At 65.0% G+C, this 16248-nt stretch carries 27 protein-coding genes and 1 pseudogene; 17 read left to right on the top strand and 11 right to left on the bottom strand.

All coding sequences use genetic code 11. The annotated features are described in order from the left end of the window. Positions 1-4: 4 nt before the first annotated feature. Together JG743_RS21390 and JG743_RS21385 are read right to left on the bottom strand one after the other, a co-directional pair. Positions 5-301: a DUF982 domain-containing protein gene (locus tag JG743_RS21390; RefSeq protein ID WP_202292736.1), complete on the bottom strand. Its 297-nt coding sequence runs from the start codon at positions 299-301 to the stop codon at positions 5-7. Positions 302-733: 432 nt separating this feature from the next. Beyond that, positions 734-889 (bottom strand): hypothetical protein, encoded by a 156-nt coding sequence (locus tag JG743_RS21385; protein ID WP_244672850.1) that lies wholly within the window; start codon positions 887-889, stop codon positions 734-736. Positions 890-1242: 353 nt separating this feature from the next. On the opposite strand from JG743_RS21385, the gene JG743_RS21380 reads away from it, so the two are divergent. Together JG743_RS21380 and JG743_RS21375 are read left to right on the top strand one after the other, a co-directional pair. Beyond that, positions 1243-1599, top strand: coding sequence for an SPW repeat protein (locus tag JG743_RS21380; RefSeq protein ID WP_202292734.1), 357 nt, complete (start codon positions 1243-1245; stop codon positions 1597-1599). Positions 1600-1753: 154 nt separating this feature from the next. Then, the gene (locus JG743_RS21375; protein ID WP_202292733.1) at positions 1754-1915 is read left to right on the top strand and encodes a hypothetical protein; all 162 of its coding nucleotides are present in this window, start codon (positions 1754-1756) and stop codon (positions 1913-1915) included. Positions 1916-1926: 11 nt separating this feature from the next. On the opposite strand, the pseudogene JG743_RS21370 reads toward JG743_RS21375, so the two are convergent. After that, positions 1927-2486 (bottom strand): annotated as a pseudogene (locus tag JG743_RS21370) (RBBP9/YdeN family alpha/beta hydrolase). A gap of 83 nt (positions 2487-2569) precedes the next feature. Between JG743_RS21370 and JG743_RS21365 the strand changes: the two are divergent. The 4 genes from JG743_RS21365 (at position 2570) to JG743_RS21350 (ending at position 5788) form a co-directional block, all read left to right on the top strand. Then, positions 2570-3067, top strand: a complete 498-nt coding sequence (locus JG743_RS21365) for an Lrp/AsnC family transcriptional regulator (protein ID WP_244672849.1) — start codon at positions 2570-2572, stop codon at positions 3065-3067. A 228-nt stretch (positions 3068-3295) separates the two neighbouring features. Beyond that, positions 3296-3736: a hypothetical protein gene (locus tag JG743_RS21360; RefSeq protein ID WP_202292732.1), complete on the top strand. Its 441-nt coding sequence runs from the start codon at positions 3296-3298 to the stop codon at positions 3734-3736. After that, complete coding sequence (locus tag JG743_RS21355; protein WP_202292731.1) at positions 3720-4625, top strand: HTTM domain-containing protein; 906 nt, start codon at positions 3720-3722, stop codon at positions 4623-4625. The genes JG743_RS21360 and JG743_RS21355 overlap by 17 nt, the downstream gene beginning before the upstream one ends. Then, positions 4622-5788, top strand: a complete 1167-nt coding sequence (locus tag JG743_RS21350; RefSeq protein ID WP_202292730.1) for a hypothetical protein — start codon at positions 4622-4624, stop codon at positions 5786-5788. The genes JG743_RS21355 and JG743_RS21350 overlap by 4 nt, the downstream gene beginning before the upstream one ends. Before the next feature lie 103 nt (positions 5789-5891). Here the strand turns inward: JG743_RS21350 and JG743_RS21345 are convergent, their stop codons facing one another. Both JG743_RS21345 and JG743_RS21340 read right to left on the bottom strand, forming a co-directional pair. Next, positions 5892-6803 carry a hypothetical protein gene (locus JG743_RS21345; protein WP_202292729.1) on the bottom strand — a complete coding sequence of 304 codons (912 nt, stop codon included), beginning with the start codon at positions 6801-6803 and terminating at the stop codon, positions 5892-5894. A 194-nt stretch (positions 6804-6997) separates the two neighbouring features. Further along, entirely contained in the window at positions 6998-7468 is a 471-nt protein-coding gene (locus tag JG743_RS21340; RefSeq protein WP_202292728.1) for an Lrp/AsnC family transcriptional regulator, read from the bottom strand. A 156-nt stretch (positions 7469-7624) separates the two neighbouring features. On the opposite strand from JG743_RS21340, the gene JG743_RS21335 reads away from it, so the two are divergent. Beyond that, entirely contained in the window at positions 7625-8380 is a 756-nt protein-coding gene (locus tag JG743_RS21335; protein ID WP_202292727.1) for a tryptophan 2,3-dioxygenase family protein, read from the top strand. Positions 8381-8540: 160 nt separating this feature from the next. Here JG743_RS21335 and JG743_RS21330 read toward each other — a convergent pair whose 3' ends face one another. Continuing rightward, positions 8541-9497, bottom strand: a complete 957-nt coding sequence (locus JG743_RS21330; RefSeq protein WP_202292726.1) for an IS5 family transposase — start codon at positions 9495-9497, stop codon at positions 8541-8543. 330 nt (positions 9498-9827) lie between these two features. Here JG743_RS21330 and JG743_RS21325 point away from each other — a divergent pair, with 330 nt between their 5' ends. After that, positions 9828-10250, top strand: coding sequence for a DoxX family protein (locus JG743_RS21325; RefSeq protein WP_202292725.1), 423 nt, complete (start codon positions 9828-9830; stop codon positions 10248-10250). Positions 10251-10468: 218 nt separating this feature from the next. Here the strand turns inward: JG743_RS21325 and JG743_RS21320 are convergent, their stop codons facing one another. The 4 genes from JG743_RS21320 to JG743_RS21305 form a co-directional block, all read right to left on the bottom strand. Next, entirely contained in the window at positions 10469-10885 is a 417-nt protein-coding gene (locus JG743_RS21320) for a hypothetical protein (protein ID WP_202292724.1), read from the bottom strand. Between the two features lie 72 nt (positions 10886-10957). Further along, positions 10958-11263: a hypothetical protein gene (locus tag JG743_RS21315; RefSeq protein WP_202292723.1), complete on the bottom strand. Its 306-nt coding sequence runs from the start codon at positions 11261-11263 to the stop codon at positions 10958-10960. Between the two features lie 90 nt (positions 11264-11353). Then, entirely contained in the window at positions 11354-11623 is a 270-nt protein-coding gene (locus tag JG743_RS21310) for a hypothetical protein (protein ID WP_202292722.1), read from the bottom strand. Positions 11624-11747: 124 nt separating this feature from the next. Then, positions 11748-12107 (bottom strand): hypothetical protein, encoded by a 360-nt coding sequence (locus JG743_RS21305; protein ID WP_202292721.1) that lies wholly within the window; start codon positions 12105-12107, stop codon positions 11748-11750. On the opposite strand from JG743_RS21305, the gene JG743_RS21300 reads away from it, so the two are divergent. Further along, a complete protein-coding gene (locus tag JG743_RS21300; RefSeq protein ID WP_202292720.1) occupies positions 12061-12360 on the top strand; it encodes a hypothetical protein in 300 nt (99 codons plus the stop codon). The two genes, JG743_RS21305 and JG743_RS21300, sit on opposite strands and share 47 nt — an antisense overlap. A 73-nt stretch (positions 12361-12433) precedes the next feature. Here the strand turns inward: JG743_RS21300 and JG743_RS21295 are convergent, their stop codons facing one another. Further along, positions 12434-12712, bottom strand: a complete 279-nt coding sequence (locus JG743_RS21295; protein ID WP_202292719.1) for a hypothetical protein — start codon at positions 12710-12712, stop codon at positions 12434-12436. Positions 12713-12758: 46 nt separating this feature from the next. Here JG743_RS21295 and JG743_RS21290 point away from each other — a divergent pair, with 46 nt between their 5' ends. The 8 genes from JG743_RS21290 to JG743_RS21255 all read left to right on the top strand — a co-directional run bounded on the left by JG743_RS21290 (position 12759) and on the right by JG743_RS21255 (position 16235). After that, a complete protein-coding gene (locus tag JG743_RS21290) occupies positions 12759-13220 on the top strand; it encodes a hypothetical protein (RefSeq protein ID WP_202292718.1) in 462 nt (153 codons plus the stop codon). Further along, positions 13213-13566 (top strand): hypothetical protein, encoded by a 354-nt coding sequence (locus tag JG743_RS21285; protein ID WP_202292717.1) that lies wholly within the window; start codon positions 13213-13215, stop codon positions 13564-13566. Before JG743_RS21290 ends, JG743_RS21285 begins: the two co-directional genes overlap by 8 nt. Positions 13567-13645: 79 nt before the next feature. After that, a complete protein-coding gene (locus tag JG743_RS21280; protein ID WP_244672848.1) occupies positions 13646-14200 on the top strand; it encodes a terminase large subunit domain-containing protein in 555 nt (184 codons plus the stop codon). 81 nt (positions 14201-14281) lie between these two features. Next, positions 14282-15190 carry a glycoside hydrolase family 108 protein gene (locus tag JG743_RS34665; protein ID WP_342215653.1) on the top strand — a complete coding sequence of 303 codons (909 nt, stop codon included), beginning with the start codon at positions 14282-14284 and terminating at the stop codon, positions 15188-15190. Further along, positions 15187-15390 carry a hypothetical protein gene (locus tag JG743_RS21270; RefSeq protein ID WP_202292715.1) on the top strand — a complete coding sequence of 68 codons (204 nt, stop codon included), beginning with the start codon at positions 15187-15189 and terminating at the stop codon, positions 15388-15390. The genes JG743_RS34665 and JG743_RS21270 overlap by 4 nt, the downstream gene beginning before the upstream one ends. Before the next feature lie 103 nt (positions 15391-15493). Beyond that, on the top strand, positions 15494-15733 hold the full coding sequence (locus tag JG743_RS21265; protein WP_202292714.1) for an ABC transporter permease: 240 nt from the start codon (positions 15494-15496) through the stop codon (positions 15731-15733). Continuing rightward, positions 15718-15912, top strand: coding sequence for a hypothetical protein (locus tag JG743_RS21260; protein ID WP_202292713.1), 195 nt, complete (start codon positions 15718-15720; stop codon positions 15910-15912). Before JG743_RS21265 ends, JG743_RS21260 begins: the two co-directional genes overlap by 16 nt. Further along, positions 15912-16235 carry a hypothetical protein gene (locus tag JG743_RS21255; protein ID WP_202292712.1) on the top strand — a complete coding sequence of 108 codons (324 nt, stop codon included), beginning with the start codon at positions 15912-15914 and terminating at the stop codon, positions 16233-16235. The genes JG743_RS21260 and JG743_RS21255 overlap by 1 nt, the downstream gene beginning before the upstream one ends. Positions 16236-16248: the final 13 nt, after the last annotated feature.

The raw sequence follows: 16248 nt of genomic DNA, 5'->3' as shown, positions 1-16248 counted from the left end.
GTGGTCAATCGGGCTTTCTGCCCGGCGACCACAATTGGTCCAGCATGGCAAGCGCGGCGCTCGGGGCGACCGGCTTCAGCAGCCCTTGTTCGGTGGCGGCTTTCTTGAACGCCGCGAAGGCGACCGCAGGCCGGCAGATGCCTTCGAGCGCATCGTCGACCAGACGGACCGCCGCGACATAGGCCGGGGCGTCCTTATCCTTCCAGGATCCTCCCAATGCCTTTTTCGCATCGGCTATGGATGAAACCACCATCGAGCCGCCATTGGCGAACCTGATGGTCACAGGCAGGAACCTGCTCATGGCCGATCACCAGCCGAACCACTCCCTCGTTCGCCACAGCAGCCCCGCAAAGGGCGCGATCGTGACGGCGGCGACGCTCAGGACCACAAGAGGATTGTTTGTCCGAACCGATTTCATGAGTTGCTCCGCGGAGAACGGGATTTCGATGAACGAAAGTTTCGCCGGTTGTTTGCGTCCTGCCCGGGTGGCAGTTCAGCGCGGCAAGGCCGCCGGTCGGATTTCGAACGTCCATCGGACTCCTTCCGAAAGTCCCTTCATCGGATCGGCTACCACCTCCCGCCGGCGACCGCATTTAACTTTGATATGCCGCCGAGGTCGGGCGTCACGAACGGGGCGGCAAGAAAGTGTTCTTCGAAATCAGGGGGCCTGGGGGACGCATCCGCACCCGCGATGGCTGGACCGTCCTTGCGTCGCGGGGAAGAGAGGTCGTGACTAACCCTTCGGCTTGCCCTCGGCGGGCGTCTTTGCGCCGGCCTGGGCCTCGCGCATGATCCTGAGCGCCTCGTCGCGGGTCAGACCGCATTTGCGGGCGAAATAGGTCGCCTCGTAAGCCTCGGCCGCGGAGGCGGGCGAGATCGCGGAAAGCATGGGTCTCGGTTTCTTCTTGGCCATCGGCTTTGCGACACCACGAATCGTTTAGTCAGCTAATATAGCAACTTTGTTTGCCAATGCAAATTCCGACTATTTGCCAAGCCGCCACCGGCAAACGCGTCGACGTTCCGGGAGTTCCTCAAAATTGCGAAGTCTCTGGTGCCGTGCGTCGGGATGACGAGAGCGGCTGCCGGCAGCCCGACGGCGTGGACGTCGCCGGGCCCTGCCGCCGCTGGTTGCAGGACCCGATCCTTGAAGGCCGGTTGAAGCGTAATTATATCAATGACTAAGCGTGCCTTGCACGCGAAACGTAGTGCTTTGGTCAAGCTTCATCTTCATGGAGGTTGTCTATGGCAATGATGATGGAAGGAAAGAGGGGCCAGGATTGGATCAATCTGGTCCTTGCGATCTGCCTGTTCATCTCCCCCTGGATCATCGGGTTCGCCGCTGAAACGATGCCCGCGTGGAACGCCTGGATCGTTGGCGTTGCGCTCGGTGCGCTGGCTTTGGCGACGCTTTCGGTGTTCGCCGAATGGGAGGAATGGGTCAATCTCGTCCTCGGCCTTTGGCTGATCGTCTCACCCTGGCTGCTGGGCTTCATGGCAAACGCCAACGCGATGGCGACCCATGTTATCCTTGGCATACTGGTTGTTGCCGCATCGGCCTGGGCGGTCTGGGACGTCCATCATCCGCACGCGCATGCGTGACGGGTGATTAACTGGGAGCCCGCCGCGCGAGCGGCGAGCTCCTTTGAAGACGGCTTTCCGTCTGGAGACATATCGGGGCATGGGCTGAACCGGCGGCAGCTTCACGAATTGCTGCAACCGGAAAGGTTTTTGTGCATTCTTGGGAATGGCTCCGATGCTTCGCCCCGACACCCCGGCAAAATGCTGCTCCTACTGCGGTGGTCGCGACCACGACTACGAGGATTGCCCCAAGCGCAAGGCCGATGCCGAGAAGGAGGTCGAGGAGCCTGCCGAGCAGGACTCGCAGCCCCGTAATTCGAAGATCCCGCCTGACTAGCATCGCCCCGATCAGCCATTGCCTGCATCCAGCGGCGCAACTGCCTCTCTCGCGAATCCCGATAGCAATTCCATTCCCTCGGGCCAGTCGCCCAGCCCACTCTCGCCATTGATGTGGCCGAGCGCTCCTGCCACCTGCAGGCCGCTTCCCCACTGCGCGGCCTTTGTCCTGGCATGCTCCAGCGAGCCGTAGGGATCGTCGGTGCTGGCGACGATGAGCGAGGGGAAGCGAAGCCTTCCTGCCGGCGCGCCGGCAAAGCTTTGCACTGAGGCCGGAAAGGCCTCGCTCGCAGGATCGGGAACGGCGACCAGGAGGGCGCCGGCGCAGGCGCGGCGCGATGCAAGCTGCCAATGTGCGACGAGCAGGCAGCCGAGGCTGTGGGCAATGAGGACGGGCGGGCGCTCGCCGCCGCTATTGCCAGGTCGAGGGCGGCGATCCAGTCGTCGAGGTCGGGCCGGTGCCAGTCTGCCGGGCTGAAGCGGCGCATGGCCGGGTTCGCCTGCTGCCAGCGTGTCTGCCAATGCGCCTCGCCCGAGCCGCCGATGCCGGGCACGATGATGAATTCGCTCATGGATTGCCTTTCCTGCCGATGCGATGCCGCCAATTCTAGGTCTTCCGCCGTCCGGCGGAATGAGAGATCATCGGAAAACGAGCATGGATTCCGATGGATTGAAGGCAGGCATGGCGAACGGCGAGACAAGACCGAGGCTCGACCCCACCGACATGGTGATCGTGGAGATCCTGCAGGAGGATGGCCGCATCGGCATTTCCGAGCTTGGCCGCCGCGTCGGCCTGTCCCAGCCCGCCACCTCCGAGCGGGTGAAGCGGCTGGAGGAGCGCGGCATCGTCGTCGGCTATCGGGCGGTGATCGATCCGGCGGCCCTTGGGCTCGGCACCATGGCCGTCATCCGCTTGCGCACCACGCATGAGCACATCCAAGCCTGCCTGAAGAAATTCGCGCAGATGCCTCAGGTGATCGAGGTGCTGCGGGTGACCGGCGAGGACTGCTTCCTGGTCAAGGTCGTCGTCCCGTCGCCGCCCGATCTCGAGGCAATCGTCGACGGCATCGGCCGCTACGGCGCGGTGACGACGAATGTGGTGCTGCGGGCCGAGCCGCCGAAGCGGCTGGGGCGGGACCTCGTCATGCGGTGACCGCCGGGCGAGGTGCCGCCTACCGCCGCGCGTGCCCCGCGGCATCGTCCGGCGCACGCCGGGCGACCGGCTGAGCCCCTCGCGCCGCATGCGGTCGAGCGCCACAACCCCCCAGGCGGGAAGGCGGTGCGCTTTCCGGAGCGCCAAGCCATCGTGGCCCTGACTTTTTCTGGGATGGCTTGAAACACGGGCGTTGAGCCAGTCTATAGTCGCGACGGGGGTACGCGGGTGGCGGATGTCGTCTCAATAAGAAGCGGTGCGGAGCCTGTCGGGCGGGTGTCGGCGGGCCGCTTGCGGTTGCTCGCATTCATGGCGATCGCCGCGTTCATGATCGCCGGTCCGGCCGCCGAGCAGGTCTTAGGAGTGCAGACGGCATGGTTGCGCTCCTGGACCATGTTCAGTGCGATTGGGCTTGGCGTCATCGACGTGTCCTTCGAGATCCGCCGGCCCGACGGCGCGCTTGTCCCGCTCGACCGCTTCGAGATGCTCGGCGCTCCTCGCAACGGCCGGCTGAAGCGGATCGAAAGCCGCGACGAACTGGCCTCCGTCATCAAGCGGCTCTGTGCGGCCGCCGGGCAGGGCGCCGACATCCGTGTCCGTGCCCGCCAGGCCACGCGCAGCGGCTGGCAGACCATCCATACCGATGCCGAAAATGCCTGCGCCGACTGACGCCGCCGATGACCGGCCGGGCTGGCGGCTGATGCACGCTATCGCCGCGCGCTTCGTCGGCTGGGCGGTCGACACCGAGGGCTCGTCGCGTTCCTCCGCGTTGATCCGCGTCGGCCTGGCGATGCTGTTCTGGTCGCGCTGGGCGGGCGAGTTGCTGCTCTATATGGACCAATCGCCGATGGGCCTGTTCCTCGCCGCCAACTTCTTCGTCGCCACGGCGCTGCTTTTCGTCGGCTATCACAGCCGCGTCGCCGCCGTCTGGACGGGCGCGGTCGGGCTGGCGATGTACTACTATTTCGGCTTCCAACTCGGGCGCGAGCCCTGGACCCACCACCATACCTATCTGCTTGCCGTCGCAGCACTGCTGATCGCACTTACCCCTTGCGGCCGCTCCTATTCGCTGGACCGCTACCTGGCGGTGATGCGCGCCGAGCGCATGGGCCTGCCGCCGCCGGCGGAGCGCGGCAATCTGTGGGGGCTGCGGCTGATCGTGGTACAGCTCTCGGTGCTCTATTTCTTCGCCGCCTTGGACAAGACGAGCTACGCCTTTTTGAGCGGCGCGCGGATCGAGGCGATATTCCTCTGGTACTATGAGGGCTCGGACCATCCAGCCGGCCTTGCCTGGCTCGCCACGATCGTATCCATCGCTGTGGTCGCGCTCGAATATTGCCTTGCCTTCGGGCTGCCGTTTCGGGCAACGAGGCGCTACCTGCTGCTGCCGGGCCTGGCCTTTCACGCCATCATCTATCTGACGCTGCCGGTCTACACGTTCAGCGCCACCATGGCGTTGCTCTATCTTGCCTATTTCGATGCGGATGCCGTCGACAAGGTCATCGCGCGGCTCCAGGGGATCGGACCGACAGGGACTGCCAGAGAGGAAATTTCGTGAAGCGTTGTTTGTTGTTTTCGGGCGCCCTCGTCACCGCAGGGGCCATCGGCCTAGTCTGCGGCGCGGCGCGTGCCGGCGATGCGAGTGACTATTATCCCAAGCGCGCATGGGGTTCCTTCGAAGGTGGCCAGATGAACACGTCGCTGCTCGTGTTCCGCGACCTCAACAGGAACGGTGTCTACGATCTCGGCGACCGGCCGATGTCGCGCGTGGCCGTCGAGCTCGGCAAGCCGAACGGCAGCACCATCATGCGATTGACCAATGTCGACGGCTTCGCCAATTTCCGGATGTCGGTCATCCAGCGCGATCTCGAAGTCGTCGATCCCGGACATTATGCTTTCCGGGTCGTGCCGCCGCCAGGTTTTTCCGTCACCACCGGCAACGCCTCGCAGGAAAGCGACTATGTCGTATCGCCCGGATCGCCGGGCGACATGATCGCCTTGCGCACGACGCACCCGGTCGGGCTGGCGGCGGATCTGACGATCAGCGGCACAGTCACCGCCGGGTCGCGCGTTTCCTTGACGGGGCCGGACGGAGTGACCGCCGCCGCCAAGGTTGGCCCGGATGGCCGCTTCAGCGCACCCGCGACATCAGGCGAATGGCTGGTCGATTTTTCGGCTGACGGCGTGACGCAGCGGCGCAAAATTGTCGTCGGCTCCGCACCGGTCGAGCTCTCCGCGTTGTCGGGCAAGGGCGGACCCGCCGAGGAGCCGCTGCCCAACCAGCACGTCGTCGGCTTCGACGACCTGATGACGTCGCCCGGCGTGTTCGAAATTCCGTCCGGCTATGGCGGGCTCAACTGGTATAATCTCGTTGCCATGCACCAGAGCTTCACCGCTGGCCCGGGCTACATCAACACCACCATGTCGGGCGAATTCATCGCCTACAACAGCTCTGGCCACCCGGCGCAGGTGTTCAGCGACAAGCCGTTCGATTTCACCGGCGCCTATTTCGGCGCGGGCTGGGACGACGCGGAGGGCGAGACGCTGATTCTCAAGGCCTGGCGGGGCGACCAGCCCGCATATGAGGATCAGCTTGTGTTGTCGGCGAACGGGCAGGTCTACTTCGCGGCCGATTACAGGCGCATCACGCGGCTTGAGATCCGGACGAAGCACTACTGGCAGGCCGCGATCGACGATTTCGCCTACCGCACCGGTCAGTAGCGGTTCGGAGCGCGACCTGCCGCGCTCCGACGTTCGCCTCCGGCTCCGGGAAGCGCGTCACCCGAATCCGCTCAAGCGCGACGCCCCTTAGGGCCAAGGCGCATCAGCAGGACGATCCCTGGGAGGTTGCGCAGGAACGGGGGCCGCCATCCGAATGGCCCGTGTCGTAGCGGCCGCCATGGCCACCGGAACTGCCGTTGCCGCCCGAGCTGCCATTGCCGTCCGAGCTGCCATTGCCACCCGAGCTGCCGTTGCCACCCGAGCTGCCGTTGCCACCCGAGCTGCCGTTACCGCCCGAGCTGCCGTTGCCGCCCGAGCCGCCGTTTCCGCCGGAACCACCGTTTCCACCGGAGCCGCCGTTTCCGCCGGAGCCGCCGTTTCCGCCGGAGCCGCCGTTTCCACCGGAGCCGCCGTTTCCGCCGGAGCCGCCGTTCCCGCCGGAACCACCGTTGCCGCCGGAACCACCGTTCCCGCCGCCGTCTCCGCCATTTCCAGCGGAGCCGCCGTTGCCGCCATTGCCACCGCCGCCGTTTCCAGCGGAGCCGCCGTTGCCACCGTTGCCGCCGTTCCCACCATTGCCGCCGGCGTCGCCGCCATTGCCGCCAGCGCCGCCGCCATTGCCGCCATTGCCGCCAGCGCTGCCGCCATTGCCGCCAGCGTCGCCGCCATTGCCACCGTTGCCACCGTTGCCGCCCGGCGCACCACCACTGCCGCCATTGCCATTGCCGCCGGTGGCCTGCGCCAGAAGGGCGCGTTTGGCTTCCTGCAACTGGGCGACCGGATCCATCGGCCGGTGCAATCCGTCGCGCGGCTCCGGCAGGACAGACGCCGCACGAAGCGCCGTCGGCAGCAGCATGGCCGATGCAAGCAGCGCCGCGGCCAGAATGTTCCTGGAGGAACAACGGAGCATGGCATTGGCAATGGCCATTGGTGCGAAAAACCGTAAGCGTCCCGCCGCCGCCCGCCCGGCAGGCTCCGCACAGATTCTGATTGAGATCACATCCACCACCCGCATATCCCCGCTCCTACATAGACCGGTTCAACGCCCGCGCTTCAACCCTCCCAAAAAAAGTCAGGGCTCGACGCCGCACCCGGCGTCCACGGCTCGGTCCGGAGGGCGGACCTCACGCGGGCCTTCGCCAAATCGCTGGCGGGGCGGGAAGAGAGGGACGCCGAGGCAGCCGATCTCCCCCTGGCGGGCCGCGCAGCTTATCTCCTCAGCGCATGCGCGGCCGCATTGGCGAATGAGATATCACCCTTGATCTCGCGCATCGCCATCGAGGTGATGGTGCGCCGCACGCCGGGCAGCCGGCTCAACTCCTCGCGCAGCATGCGGTCGAGCGCCATCATGTCGACCGTCACGATCTGCAGGAGATAGTCGGCCTCGCCGGTGGTGGCATAGCAGCGGCGGATCAGCGGGTGCCTCTGCACAGCCGCCTCGAAGGCGTCCGAGACCTCGAAGTCGATCGACACCTGGATGAAGGCCTCGATGCCGAAGCCGATGCTCGCCGGATCGACGCGGGTGGAATAGCCGCGGATGACGCCCGCTTCCTCCAGCGCCTTGACCCGCTTCCAGCACGGCGTCTTGCTGAGGCCGACCTCCTCGGCCAGCTCGCCGAAGGAGAGGCGCGCGTCGCGCTCAAGCGCGGCGACGATCTTGCGGTCGAGGGTATCCAGCATAAATCGTTCTCCAAATATTGCCAAAATGGAGGTATTCGTCCTTCAATCTATGCTATTTGGATAACAGAAAGGAACAATGTTCAAGCGAAAAGGCCTATCCTGGTCTCAGGATCCAACGATTGCCCCGCGCCGCAAGCCGGGCAGGGGAGAAGAGCCATGCTGAAGTCCGAATACCACGCCCGCATCGAGGCGCCCGAGATGCGCGATTATGGCGTCTATCTGCAATGCGACAAGCTTCTGCAATGCCAGAAGCCGCTGGCCGAGATGGTCAATGCCGACGAGCTGCAGTTCCAGATCGTGCACCAGGTCGAGGAGCTGTGGATGAAGCTCATCGCCTACACGCTGGCCGACGTCCTCGACTATTTGGAGAAGCAGGACACCCACCGCATCGTCACCTTGATGGGGCGCGTGCACCGGCTGATGCGCATGATGACGGCGCAGCTCGATGTGCTGGAGACCATGTCGCCCAAGGAATACCAGCAGATCCGCCTGCAGCTCGGCAATGGCAGCGGCCAGGAATCGCCTGGCTTCAAGCTGCTCTTGCGCATGCCGCCGGATCTCTGGCGGGGCTTCAAGGCCTCATACCTCGACGGCCGCGGGCTCACCGTCGCCGACGTCTATGACGCCCACTACGACCATGGCGACTCCTACGTCGTCGCCGAGGCGCTGATCGAGTTCGACGAGCTGTTCCAGAAATTCCGCGCCAACCACCTCTACCTCATCCACCGCTCGATCGGGCTCGGCTCCAGATCACTGAAGGGCCGCCCGGTGGAGATGCTGGAAGGCGGCGCCCGCCACCGCTTCTTCCCCGAGCTCTGGGACATTCGCTGCGACATGACCGACCGCTGGGGCGCCGAGTACGGCACGGTCAGGGAGTCGATCAGCCAATGTCCGCACGCGAAGGCTGGGTAGGGGGCGCGCCTTCCCCTTCTCCCCTTGGGGGCCTGTTGCGTAGTTAGCGGGGAGAGGCTTGCGGAGCGATTTCGCGGTTGGCTTTCGCTTTGCGGGATTGGGCTTCTGGTTTGGGGTTTAAGGGTGGTGGTCCGGCCCTTTGGCCGGTCGCTAGGCGCACCTATCCCGTGATGGCGGCCCATCGGCGCATGTTGAAGGCGATCGCCGCCATCGTCACCTGACCAGCAGCCTTGGCCAGTCCGACATAACGGATCGTGGTCAGCCTCATGCGGTTTTTGAGCGTGGCGAAGGTGGTCTCCACCGCCGCTCGCCGTCTGGCGATCAGACGATTGTAATGCTTGAGCCGCGCCGGCAGCGCATGATGCTTGTTGGGGCGGCGCGCAATGCGCACCTTCTTGCCCTCAGCCTTGAGCCGGGCACGGCGGGCATGGGTGTCATAGGCGGCATCCGCCCACACCGTCTTCTCGTCGCCGCAGATCAAGCGATCGGCCGGCACTGTGTCGTTGACGTTGGCCGGTGTAGTGATCACCGTGCGGATCAGGCCCGATCCCTCATCCACCCCGACATGAGCCTTGTAGCCGAAGGTGAGGCCGCCCTTGCCCTTGCGTGCGGTTATGCGAGCGTCTGCGTCCTTCGACACCCGCTCCGGCGTCGGCGGCGCCGAGACGGCATCGATCAGCGTGGCATCCAGCATCGTGCCACGCTTCAGGATCACACCGGCTTTCTCCAGCTGTCGGTCCAGTTCGCCAAACAGCTTCTCCATCAACCCTTCGCCGACAAGCAGATTGCGAAAGCGTGACAGCACCGTGTGATCGGGGATGCTCTCCTCAAGACCAAGCCCGACAAAGCGGCGGAACGACAACCGGTCGCCCAGCGCTTCCTCCAGTTCGCGATCCGACAGCCCATAGAGCGATTGCAGCAGCAGCGCCTTGAACAGCACCAGCGGCGGCCAGGCCGCGCGTCCCGGCCCGCCATCGCGCAGCGCGACAAGCAGCTTCTCGAAGCGATACCACTTCACCAGACCAGACAGCCGATCGAGTGGCGAAGCGCCACCTGGAAGCTTGCTGCCAAGAAACGCCTCCGCCAAGCTCAACTGACCTGTCTGCTTCACCGCCATTGCGACTCTCCACGGCTTCCGCCCTCAGAGAATCACAACCAGCCAATTACGCAACAGGCCCCTTGTGGGAGAAGGTGTCCGAGCGAAGCTCGGACGGATGAGGGGTGTTCCAGCTAGCTTGGCGATGAGTGCGAAATCGCCGCCGCCTCATTCCGTCACGCACCCCTCATCCGTCTCGGCGCTACCGCGCCGATCCACCTTCTTCCACAGGGGGAGAAGGGGAAGCCTGCCTTGCCATCCCGTCATCCAAAACTATTTGCCACCCCCATGTCGGAACTCCCGCTTCTCGCCCGTCCTAGTGGGCGAAACGCAGCTACTTGGAGAGACATCATGGAAGACACCCAATCGACCTGGCAGACCGTGGTCATCCTCATCGCCCGGCTGATCTTCGCCGGCATGTTCGCGATGGGGGTGGCCTTCAAGTTCATGGACATGGGCATGACCGCCGGCTACATCGCCGCCGCCGGCTTCCCGTTCCCGCTGTTCCTGGCCTGGTGTGCGGCGATCCTCGAAACCCTGCTGGTGATCGCCTTCCTGACCGGCGCCTTGCTGACCCCGGCAGCGCTGATCGGCGCGGTCTATGTGACCTTCCTCGGCTTTGCCTTCCACGGCCCTTCGCACTGGGCCGGCAACCAGGCCGAGTTCGGCGCCTTCATGTCGCATTTCCCGTTCGCCGCCGGCCTGCTTTTCGCCGCCGTCCACGGCCCGGGCAGCGTGCTTTCGCTGCGCCAGGGCTGGCCGGGCAGGGCTTGAGTCCTACGAAATCAGCCGGGCGACGAATTTCGACCGGCTGCCGTCCCATCCGCACTGCTCACACCGTCCGCCTTCGAACCGATGCTCGCAGTTGGCGTAGCCGTAGAGCCAGTGCGCGCAATCAGGGCAAAGCTCAGCCATGGCGCTGGACCCGGCGAAGTAAGTGCTGCCACAGTCGTCGCAGGTTTGAATTGCCCGGCCTGTCAAAAGACTCATCATTACCGGAACACATCCGCCACATCGGAAAGGCGATATCGCCGTAATATCAGGAAGCCAGTCACGCCGGTGATGAAGGGAATCGCGGCTCCACCATATACCCAGGGCTTTGCTGCCTCGATGTTGCCGTCCCAGTAAGCTTTGACCATGAAAAGGGTCGCATTTGATATGACGAACGAGAGCACATACTCTCCCGCAAAAATACCGCTAAGGACGATAAGCCGAGGCATGAAGCGTGTTGCAGGCGCGGCGATGGCTACAACCAAGGAAACAATAAAGCCTAAAACGAGCGGACTAGCTGGGTTGTGCCCCACATTGGCCTTGAGGACATAGACTTGAGAGAGAACGATCAGTCCGACCAAGGTTGCCAAGACTAGGGCGCCAACATTGATCAGTAGCCACTTCAACCAGTAATTCATCAGTCCCCCCAGATCTCCCAACGCCAACATAAACCGAATTCTCCGGCCGACGCCAGCTTCTGGGAGACTGCCTCACATCTGGTCGTTGTAAGGTTCCTTCATCTGGCCGACCATGCGCGCCAGCTTGGAGAAGGACGGCATGTCCACCTCCGGCTGGCACCGGTTGGCCAGTTCCAGGAGCCGGATCGGGAAGTTGACGGCATCGCGGCTCGATGCCGACATGCCTTCCGAGCGTTCCTCGCCGGTCTCTGAGGCTTCGGCCCGCCGCAAGGCGATGTCGATCTCCTCGACTGTCAGCACCCCCTTGCGCACCAGCACCTGGTTGATTGACGCGACGGCCATCAACAGGCCTTCGAGCTGCAGATTGGCGACATTCATGGCGCATCCTCCCATTGGTTTGGGCCTTAACGCGCGAAGGGGCGGTTCCGATCCGAAGAAGGGGCGGGCGGGTTGGTCTCGGCGGCGGAGCTACACCTCCAGCAGGCGCTCGCCATATTCCTGCCAGAGCGCCCTGACCTCGCGGCTGCCGAGCGGCGGGGTCGCGCGGTCGCCGTAGGAAATGGCGACGGCGCTGAGGTCGTATTGGCCATCGGTCTGGACAATGAAGCGGATCGCCTCGCCGAGCGGCCTGGAGTGGAAGATCGGATCCGCCTGACCCCTGCCAAGGCTGCGAACGCCTGAAATGGTTGCTGGCAAATGCCGCATCCGAAAGACGGATGCCATGGCAGGTTTGTCCATGCCGCTCTCCGCGATTCCCTGACGGAATGATTCCATAAGGCCCGGCTAATGACCAGCCCATGCGGAAAGGCCGGGCGGTACCGCCCGGCCTTCCTGTCATGCGTCCTTCTGCCGGCAGAAGTTGTCAGCTTCTCCAGTGACGCTGGAACCAGTCGGGCTGCGGCACGGCGCTTCTGGCGATTGCCAGGCCGATCAGCACGCCGACAAGCCCGCCCAGCGTCATTGCCGTCGAGATCGTGCCGGGGTTCTGCCTGACCGTTTCCGACACGCTATGCGCCTGGCCGCGCACGCTCTGTGCCTGGCTGCGAAGCTGCTGCGCGGCGCGCGAAGCGCGGTCGGCGGCACTGTCGTACCAGCCGGAGGCCCGGTCGGCAGCACTGTCGTACCAGCCATGCGCTGTCTCCACTGCGTCCTCCGCCTGCTCGGCCAGGGCGCGGTTGAGCCTGCTGACCTCGCGCCGCAGCTCCGCGATCTGCTTCTTCATCGCCGCTTCCGAAGCGCTTGACGAGCTGCTGCTGCGTGGCGCGCTGTTGCGTGTCGCGGCACGACTGCGCGCTGGTCTGCTCTGGCTTCTTGCATTGCCGTTGCTCATCTGGGCTGAGCTGTTGTTCGGGCTGCTCTCGTTCTCGGCCATGGTTTTCTCCTTTCGATGTACGCCAACGATCCCGACAGGTCATGGTTCCCTGTCGGGCGTGGCGAGAAACAAGATTGCTAGGAAAATGTTCCTTGCCAGGTGACGGCAGCTATGCTACTATTTTGTCCATGGTGCTGATTTGCGCCAACGACCCGCCCCCGAGGCGGGTTTTGTTTTCAGCCTGCCTCCCGCAGCCATGCAACGGTCATGCGCGCTTCGTGCTCGGCTTCTTGACCAAGGGCGAATAGCCCGGATACCCGCCATCCACGCCACTCAGGCAAGGGGAAACCATTTTCCGGATCGGCAGGGATAAGTTCCTCTTCCTTCCACCGGAAGAGACCGCCGCGGATTTCGAGCACCACGACGCGGCGAGTGGCCGTGGGATCCGTCAGGGTTTTCGCGATCCGGTCGGTCATGGTCTCTTCGCCGATCCGCTGTTGAGTGGCGAGCATCACATCGATGTGTCCGTTCCGCAATGCACGCGAGCCCAACCGAGAGCCCATGCCCCGCTACGCCACCATCATCACCGCTGACGACGGCAGCGACGTTGTCAGCGCCATCGGCATTTTCGAAGGCGCCGCCAGGCCGCTGCGCTCCGGCCGTGTCGAAGAGGTCGCGCCCGGCGTGTCGATCGGCATGGTGCGCGGCGGGCCGGTCGACGCGGTCGGCGGGTTTGGCTTTCCGAACGGCGCGCAGGGCATCGGCCGAATGATCCGCATCGCCAGGATGGCGAGGCTGGGCAAGGCCGAGCCTGCCGCGATCCCAGGCGAGCTCGCGCCAGCCGGCGCGGTGGCTCCGGCCGAGAGCGAGGCGCCCAAGCCGGCGCGGAAGCCAGCCAAGGCAAGGCGCGCCAAATCCGGCAAGCGCGGGAAGTCCGCCGGCGCGCGGTCCAGGCCGGCGAAGCCGGCGGTCGTTCCCGCCAGTGTGTCCGGCGGCGGCGAACCGGCGGCGTCCCATGGCTGACGCACTATCGCGCTCGCGCCGGGCGCCAAAGTTGGCGGCACGCCCGAGGCGAACGAAGAAGACGCTGAGCGACGACTTCGCCGCCGCCCTGCGCCAGGATTTTCGCGACCATGGCGCCGGCGTCATCGCCAAGGTCAGGGCGGAAAAGCCCGACCAGTATTTGAAGATCGTGCTGTCGGTGCTGCCCGACCCGAAGGACCCCGATGCCAACACCAACACTCTGGACGCGCTGAGCGATGAGGAGATCCGGTCCCGCATCCGCGCCCTCGAAACCGTCGTCAGGCCGTTCCTCGGGGACGGAATATCTGGCGCTGCTGAGGGAGCTGGAGCGCCGCCGCCGCGCTAATTTTTTGGCCGCCTACCGGCCCTATCCCAGGCAGGCGGAGTTCCATGCCGCGGGCGCCTTGAACCGGGAGCGCCTATTCATGGCCGGCAACCAGCTCGGCAAGACCAGGGCAGGGGGTGCCGAATGGGCCATGCACCTCACCGGCCGCTATCCCGACTGGTGGCGGGGCAAGGTGTTCGACACCCCTGTGCGGCTCTGGGCCGCCGGCGTCACCGGCGAGGGCACGCGCGATAACCCGCAGCGCGTGCTCATCGGCCCGCCGCAACAGCAGGCCGCCTGGGGCACCGGCATGATCCCGGCCGACGCGATTGTGCACATCGTGATGGGCCGTGGCGCGCCGGCGGCGCTCGACAGCGTCGTCGTGCGCTGGGGCGGTGGCGGCGACGTCCAGGCCGGCGAGAGCGTGCTGTCCTTCAAGTCCTACGAGAAGGGCCGCGAGAAATGGCAGGGCGAGACCTTGCACGGCGTCTGGTTCGACGAGGAGCCGCCGCTCGACATCTATTCCGAAGGCCTCACCCGCACCAACGCCACCGCCGGCATCACCATCGTCACCTTCACGCCGTTGCTCGGCATGAGCGATGTGGTGCTGCGGTTTCTGTCGGCGGCGGAGGTGGAGAGGATGGGCAAGGGGTGAGTGACTTGGCGAGGCCTTTCCTTCTCCCCTTGTGGGAGAAGGTGGCCTCGCGAAGCGAGGTCGGATGAGGGGTGCTCCAGCTTGGCATGGACTCTTGCCAAACTGGGACTTTGCGACAGGATCTTCAGCGCCTCATTCCGTCCAGCACCCCTCATCCGTCTCGGCGCTGCGCGCCGATCCACCTTCTCCCACAAGGGGAGAAGGCAAGAAGCGCCGCGCTCGGCCGGAAAATTACGTCCGAACAAACCTTTATCGCCAAATCCTGATTCAACCTGGGAACTCCATGTCCCGACACGTCACGTTCGCTGCCCAGTTCGGTCAGGCATAGTTCGGGTGGCTGTCGGCAATGAAGAATGCCAGACCGCATGCTGCGATATCTGGTTGTGCTCGAAGCAATCCGCCGCCAGCTTGCTGATTTCTGGATCCGCCGACGCCTGCGCCCATTCAACAAAGGCATCGACGACCACAAACCTCGCCCGACCGGCCAACCCCAGACCGTACCGGCAGTTCTACTGGGATGCCGTCGCCGGCGCCGAGCTTCCGGACGGCATTGACTATGCCGTGTTCGACTTCGCCGTGAATAGCGGGCCGGGCAGGGCGGCGAGATACCTTCAGGCGATCGTCGGCGTTATCCAGGACGGCCGGATCGGTCCGGCGACGCTCGGCGCCGTCAAGGCCCGGCCAGCCGGCGTCGTCATTGACACGCTCTGCGACGCACGCCTGGCGTTCCTCAAGCGGCTGCCCACATGGCCGACCTTCGGCAGGGGCTGGAGCGACCGGGTAGGCTCCGTGCGCGCCGAGGCGCTGCTGCTGTCGGCGGTTGAGCCGGCCGCGCCGGCACCAGCGCCTGGGCAAGCGGGCCTATCCGTACCTTCGGTTAAAGCTGCCCATCCGGAGGTTGCGCCTAATCCGGCCCTGCCTGCCGGCAACGCATTCTGGCGCCTGTTGCTCGCCATCTTCAAAACCATTCTTGGAGGCAAGAAATCATGATAGCCGTCATCATCCGCATCGCGTTGCGCTATGGCGCGGCCGTCCTCGTGGCGCGCGGCCTGCTCGGCGCGGGCGACGCCGCCGCATTGTCTGGCGATCCCGACATCCAGATGGCGCTCGAGGCCGGCATCGGCCTGGCGATCAGCCTCGGCACCGAAGCCTGGTACGTGCTCGCCCGCAAATTCCACTGGCATCGATGAGGGGCAGAATGGTCGAGGTCTTCACCGAGCTCCTGCGCCAGGTGCTGCCCTGGATGGCGGGCGCGCTCCTCATCGTTGCGGCACTTGTCGTGTGGTGGCTGTCATGACGGCGCTGCTTTCCTTTCTGCTCGGCAATCCGGCGATCCTTGGCCTGTTGGCCTCGGTGGCGGCCGCGCTCGGCTGGGGCTTCCGCCAGCGGCTCGCCGGCGCCGGCGCGGAGCGCGCTCGGCAGGCCAAGGCCGAGGCAGCGGCCCGCGCGCTCGCCGACCAGGTCGACAACGATATCGGCGCGCTGCCTGCGGGCGCGGCCAGCAAGGAGCTGAAAACATGGGGAAGGGATTGATCCTCGTGCTTCCGCTGCTCGTTGCCGCCGGATGCACCACGACCAAAGGAAGCTTCTGCGCCGTTTCCGCGCCGCTGCGCCTCTCCGTCAAAGCCGTCGACGCGCTGTCGGACCGGGAGGCGAGGGCGCTGCTTGCGCACAACCGCAAGGGCCAGGAACTCTGCGGCTGGAGGCCCTGATGCAAGATATGTTCGATCTCCTGGGCATCAAGGGTCCGGTGGTGGCTGCGGGATTGGCCGGCGGCGCGCTTAGGGCCCTGTCGCGTCATCGCTACAAGTTGCGCGAAATGATCGCTTCGCCGATCTGCGGCGCGCTCGCCGCAGCCTATCTGACGCTGCCGGTCGTAGCCTGGTTCAAGGCAAGCGGCCTGCCGATCCCCGATCCGGCCGACGACACCACCACGCTCGCCGCCGCCTTCCTGATCGGCGTCTCGGCGATGTGGATATCGGACATCGTATTCGAGGTCGTCGTGCGAAGGTTCAAGCCGACAAACGAAGAGTGACCATCGTAGAACG

This window comes from Mesorhizobium sp. 131-2-1 (assembly GCF_016756535.1).
Lineage (GTDB): Bacteria > Pseudomonadota > Alphaproteobacteria > Rhizobiales > Rhizobiaceae > Mesorhizobium.
Note: the sequence above shows the minus strand (reverse complement) of the source record. Positions and strands in the feature narration are given on the sequence as shown.

Coding starts and splice junctions, on each gene's coding strand:
- JG743_RS21260 (WP_202292713.1), top strand. CDS start 15,718: ATGGGGAAGGGATTGATCCTCGTGCTTCCGCTGCTCGTTGCCGCCGGA.
- JG743_RS21390 (WP_202292736.1), bottom strand. CDS start 301: ATGAGCAGGTTCCTGCCTGTGACCATCAGGTTCGCCAATGGCGGCTCG.
- JG743_RS21265 (WP_202292714.1), top strand. CDS start 15,494: ATGACGGCGCTGCTTTCCTTTCTGCTCGGCAATCCGGCGATCCTTGGC.
- JG743_RS21355 (WP_202292731.1), top strand. CDS start 3,720: ATGCCTGCGCCGACTGACGCCGCCGATGACCGGCCGGGCTGGCGGCTG.
- JG743_RS21315 (WP_202292723.1), bottom strand. CDS start 11,263: ATGAATGTCGCCAATCTGCAGCTCGAAGGCCTGTTGATGGCCGTCGCG.
- JG743_RS21270 (WP_202292715.1), top strand. CDS start 15,187: ATGATAGCCGTCATCATCCGCATCGCGTTGCGCTATGGCGCGGCCGTC.
- JG743_RS21380 (WP_202292734.1), top strand. CDS start 1,243: ATGGCAATGATGATGGAAGGAAAGAGGGGCCAGGATTGGATCAATCTG.
- JG743_RS21285 (WP_202292717.1), top strand. CDS start 13,213: ATGGCTGACGCACTATCGCGCTCGCGCCGGGCGCCAAAGTTGGCGGCA.
- JG743_RS21330 (WP_202292726.1), bottom strand. CDS start 9,497: ATGGCGGTGAAGCAGACAGGTCAGTTGAGCTTGGCGGAGGCGTTTCTT.
- JG743_RS21280 (WP_244672848.1), top strand. CDS start 13,646: ATGGCCGGCAACCAGCTCGGCAAGACCAGGGCAGGGGGTGCCGAATGG.
- JG743_RS21255 (WP_202292712.1), top strand. CDS start 15,912: ATGCAAGATATGTTCGATCTCCTGGGCATCAAGGGTCCGGTGGTGGCT.
- JG743_RS21305 (WP_202292721.1), bottom strand. CDS start 12,107: ATGAAGAAGCAGATCGCGGAGCTGCGGCGCGAGGTCAGCAGGCTCAAC.
- JG743_RS21310 (WP_202292722.1), bottom strand. CDS start 11,623: ATGGACAAACCTGCCATGGCATCCGTCTTTCGGATGCGGCATTTGCCA.
- JG743_RS21325 (WP_202292725.1), top strand. CDS start 9,828: ATGGAAGACACCCAATCGACCTGGCAGACCGTGGTCATCCTCATCGCC.
- JG743_RS21365 (WP_244672849.1), top strand. CDS start 2,570: ATGGATTCCGATGGATTGAAGGCAGGCATGGCGAACGGCGAGACAAGA.
- JG743_RS21345 (WP_202292729.1), bottom strand. CDS start 6,803: ATGCGGGTGGTGGATGTGATCTCAATCAGAATCTGTGCGGAGCCTGCC.
- JG743_RS21335 (WP_202292727.1), top strand. CDS start 7,625: ATGCTGAAGTCCGAATACCACGCCCGCATCGAGGCGCCCGAGATGCGC.
- JG743_RS21290 (WP_202292718.1), top strand. CDS start 12,759: ATGCCCCGCTACGCCACCATCATCACCGCTGACGACGGCAGCGACGTT.
- JG743_RS21385 (WP_244672850.1), bottom strand. CDS start 889: ATGCTTTCCGCGATCTCGCCCGCCTCCGCGGCCGAGGCTTACGAGGCG.
- JG743_RS21340 (WP_202292728.1), bottom strand. CDS start 7,468: ATGCTGGATACCCTCGACCGCAAGATCGTCGCCGCGCTTGAGCGCGAC.
- JG743_RS21320 (WP_202292724.1), bottom strand. CDS start 10,885: ATGAATTACTGGTTGAAGTGGCTACTGATCAATGTTGGCGCCCTAGTC.
- JG743_RS21375 (WP_202292733.1), top strand. CDS start 1,754: ATGCTTCGCCCCGACACCCCGGCAAAATGCTGCTCCTACTGCGGTGGT.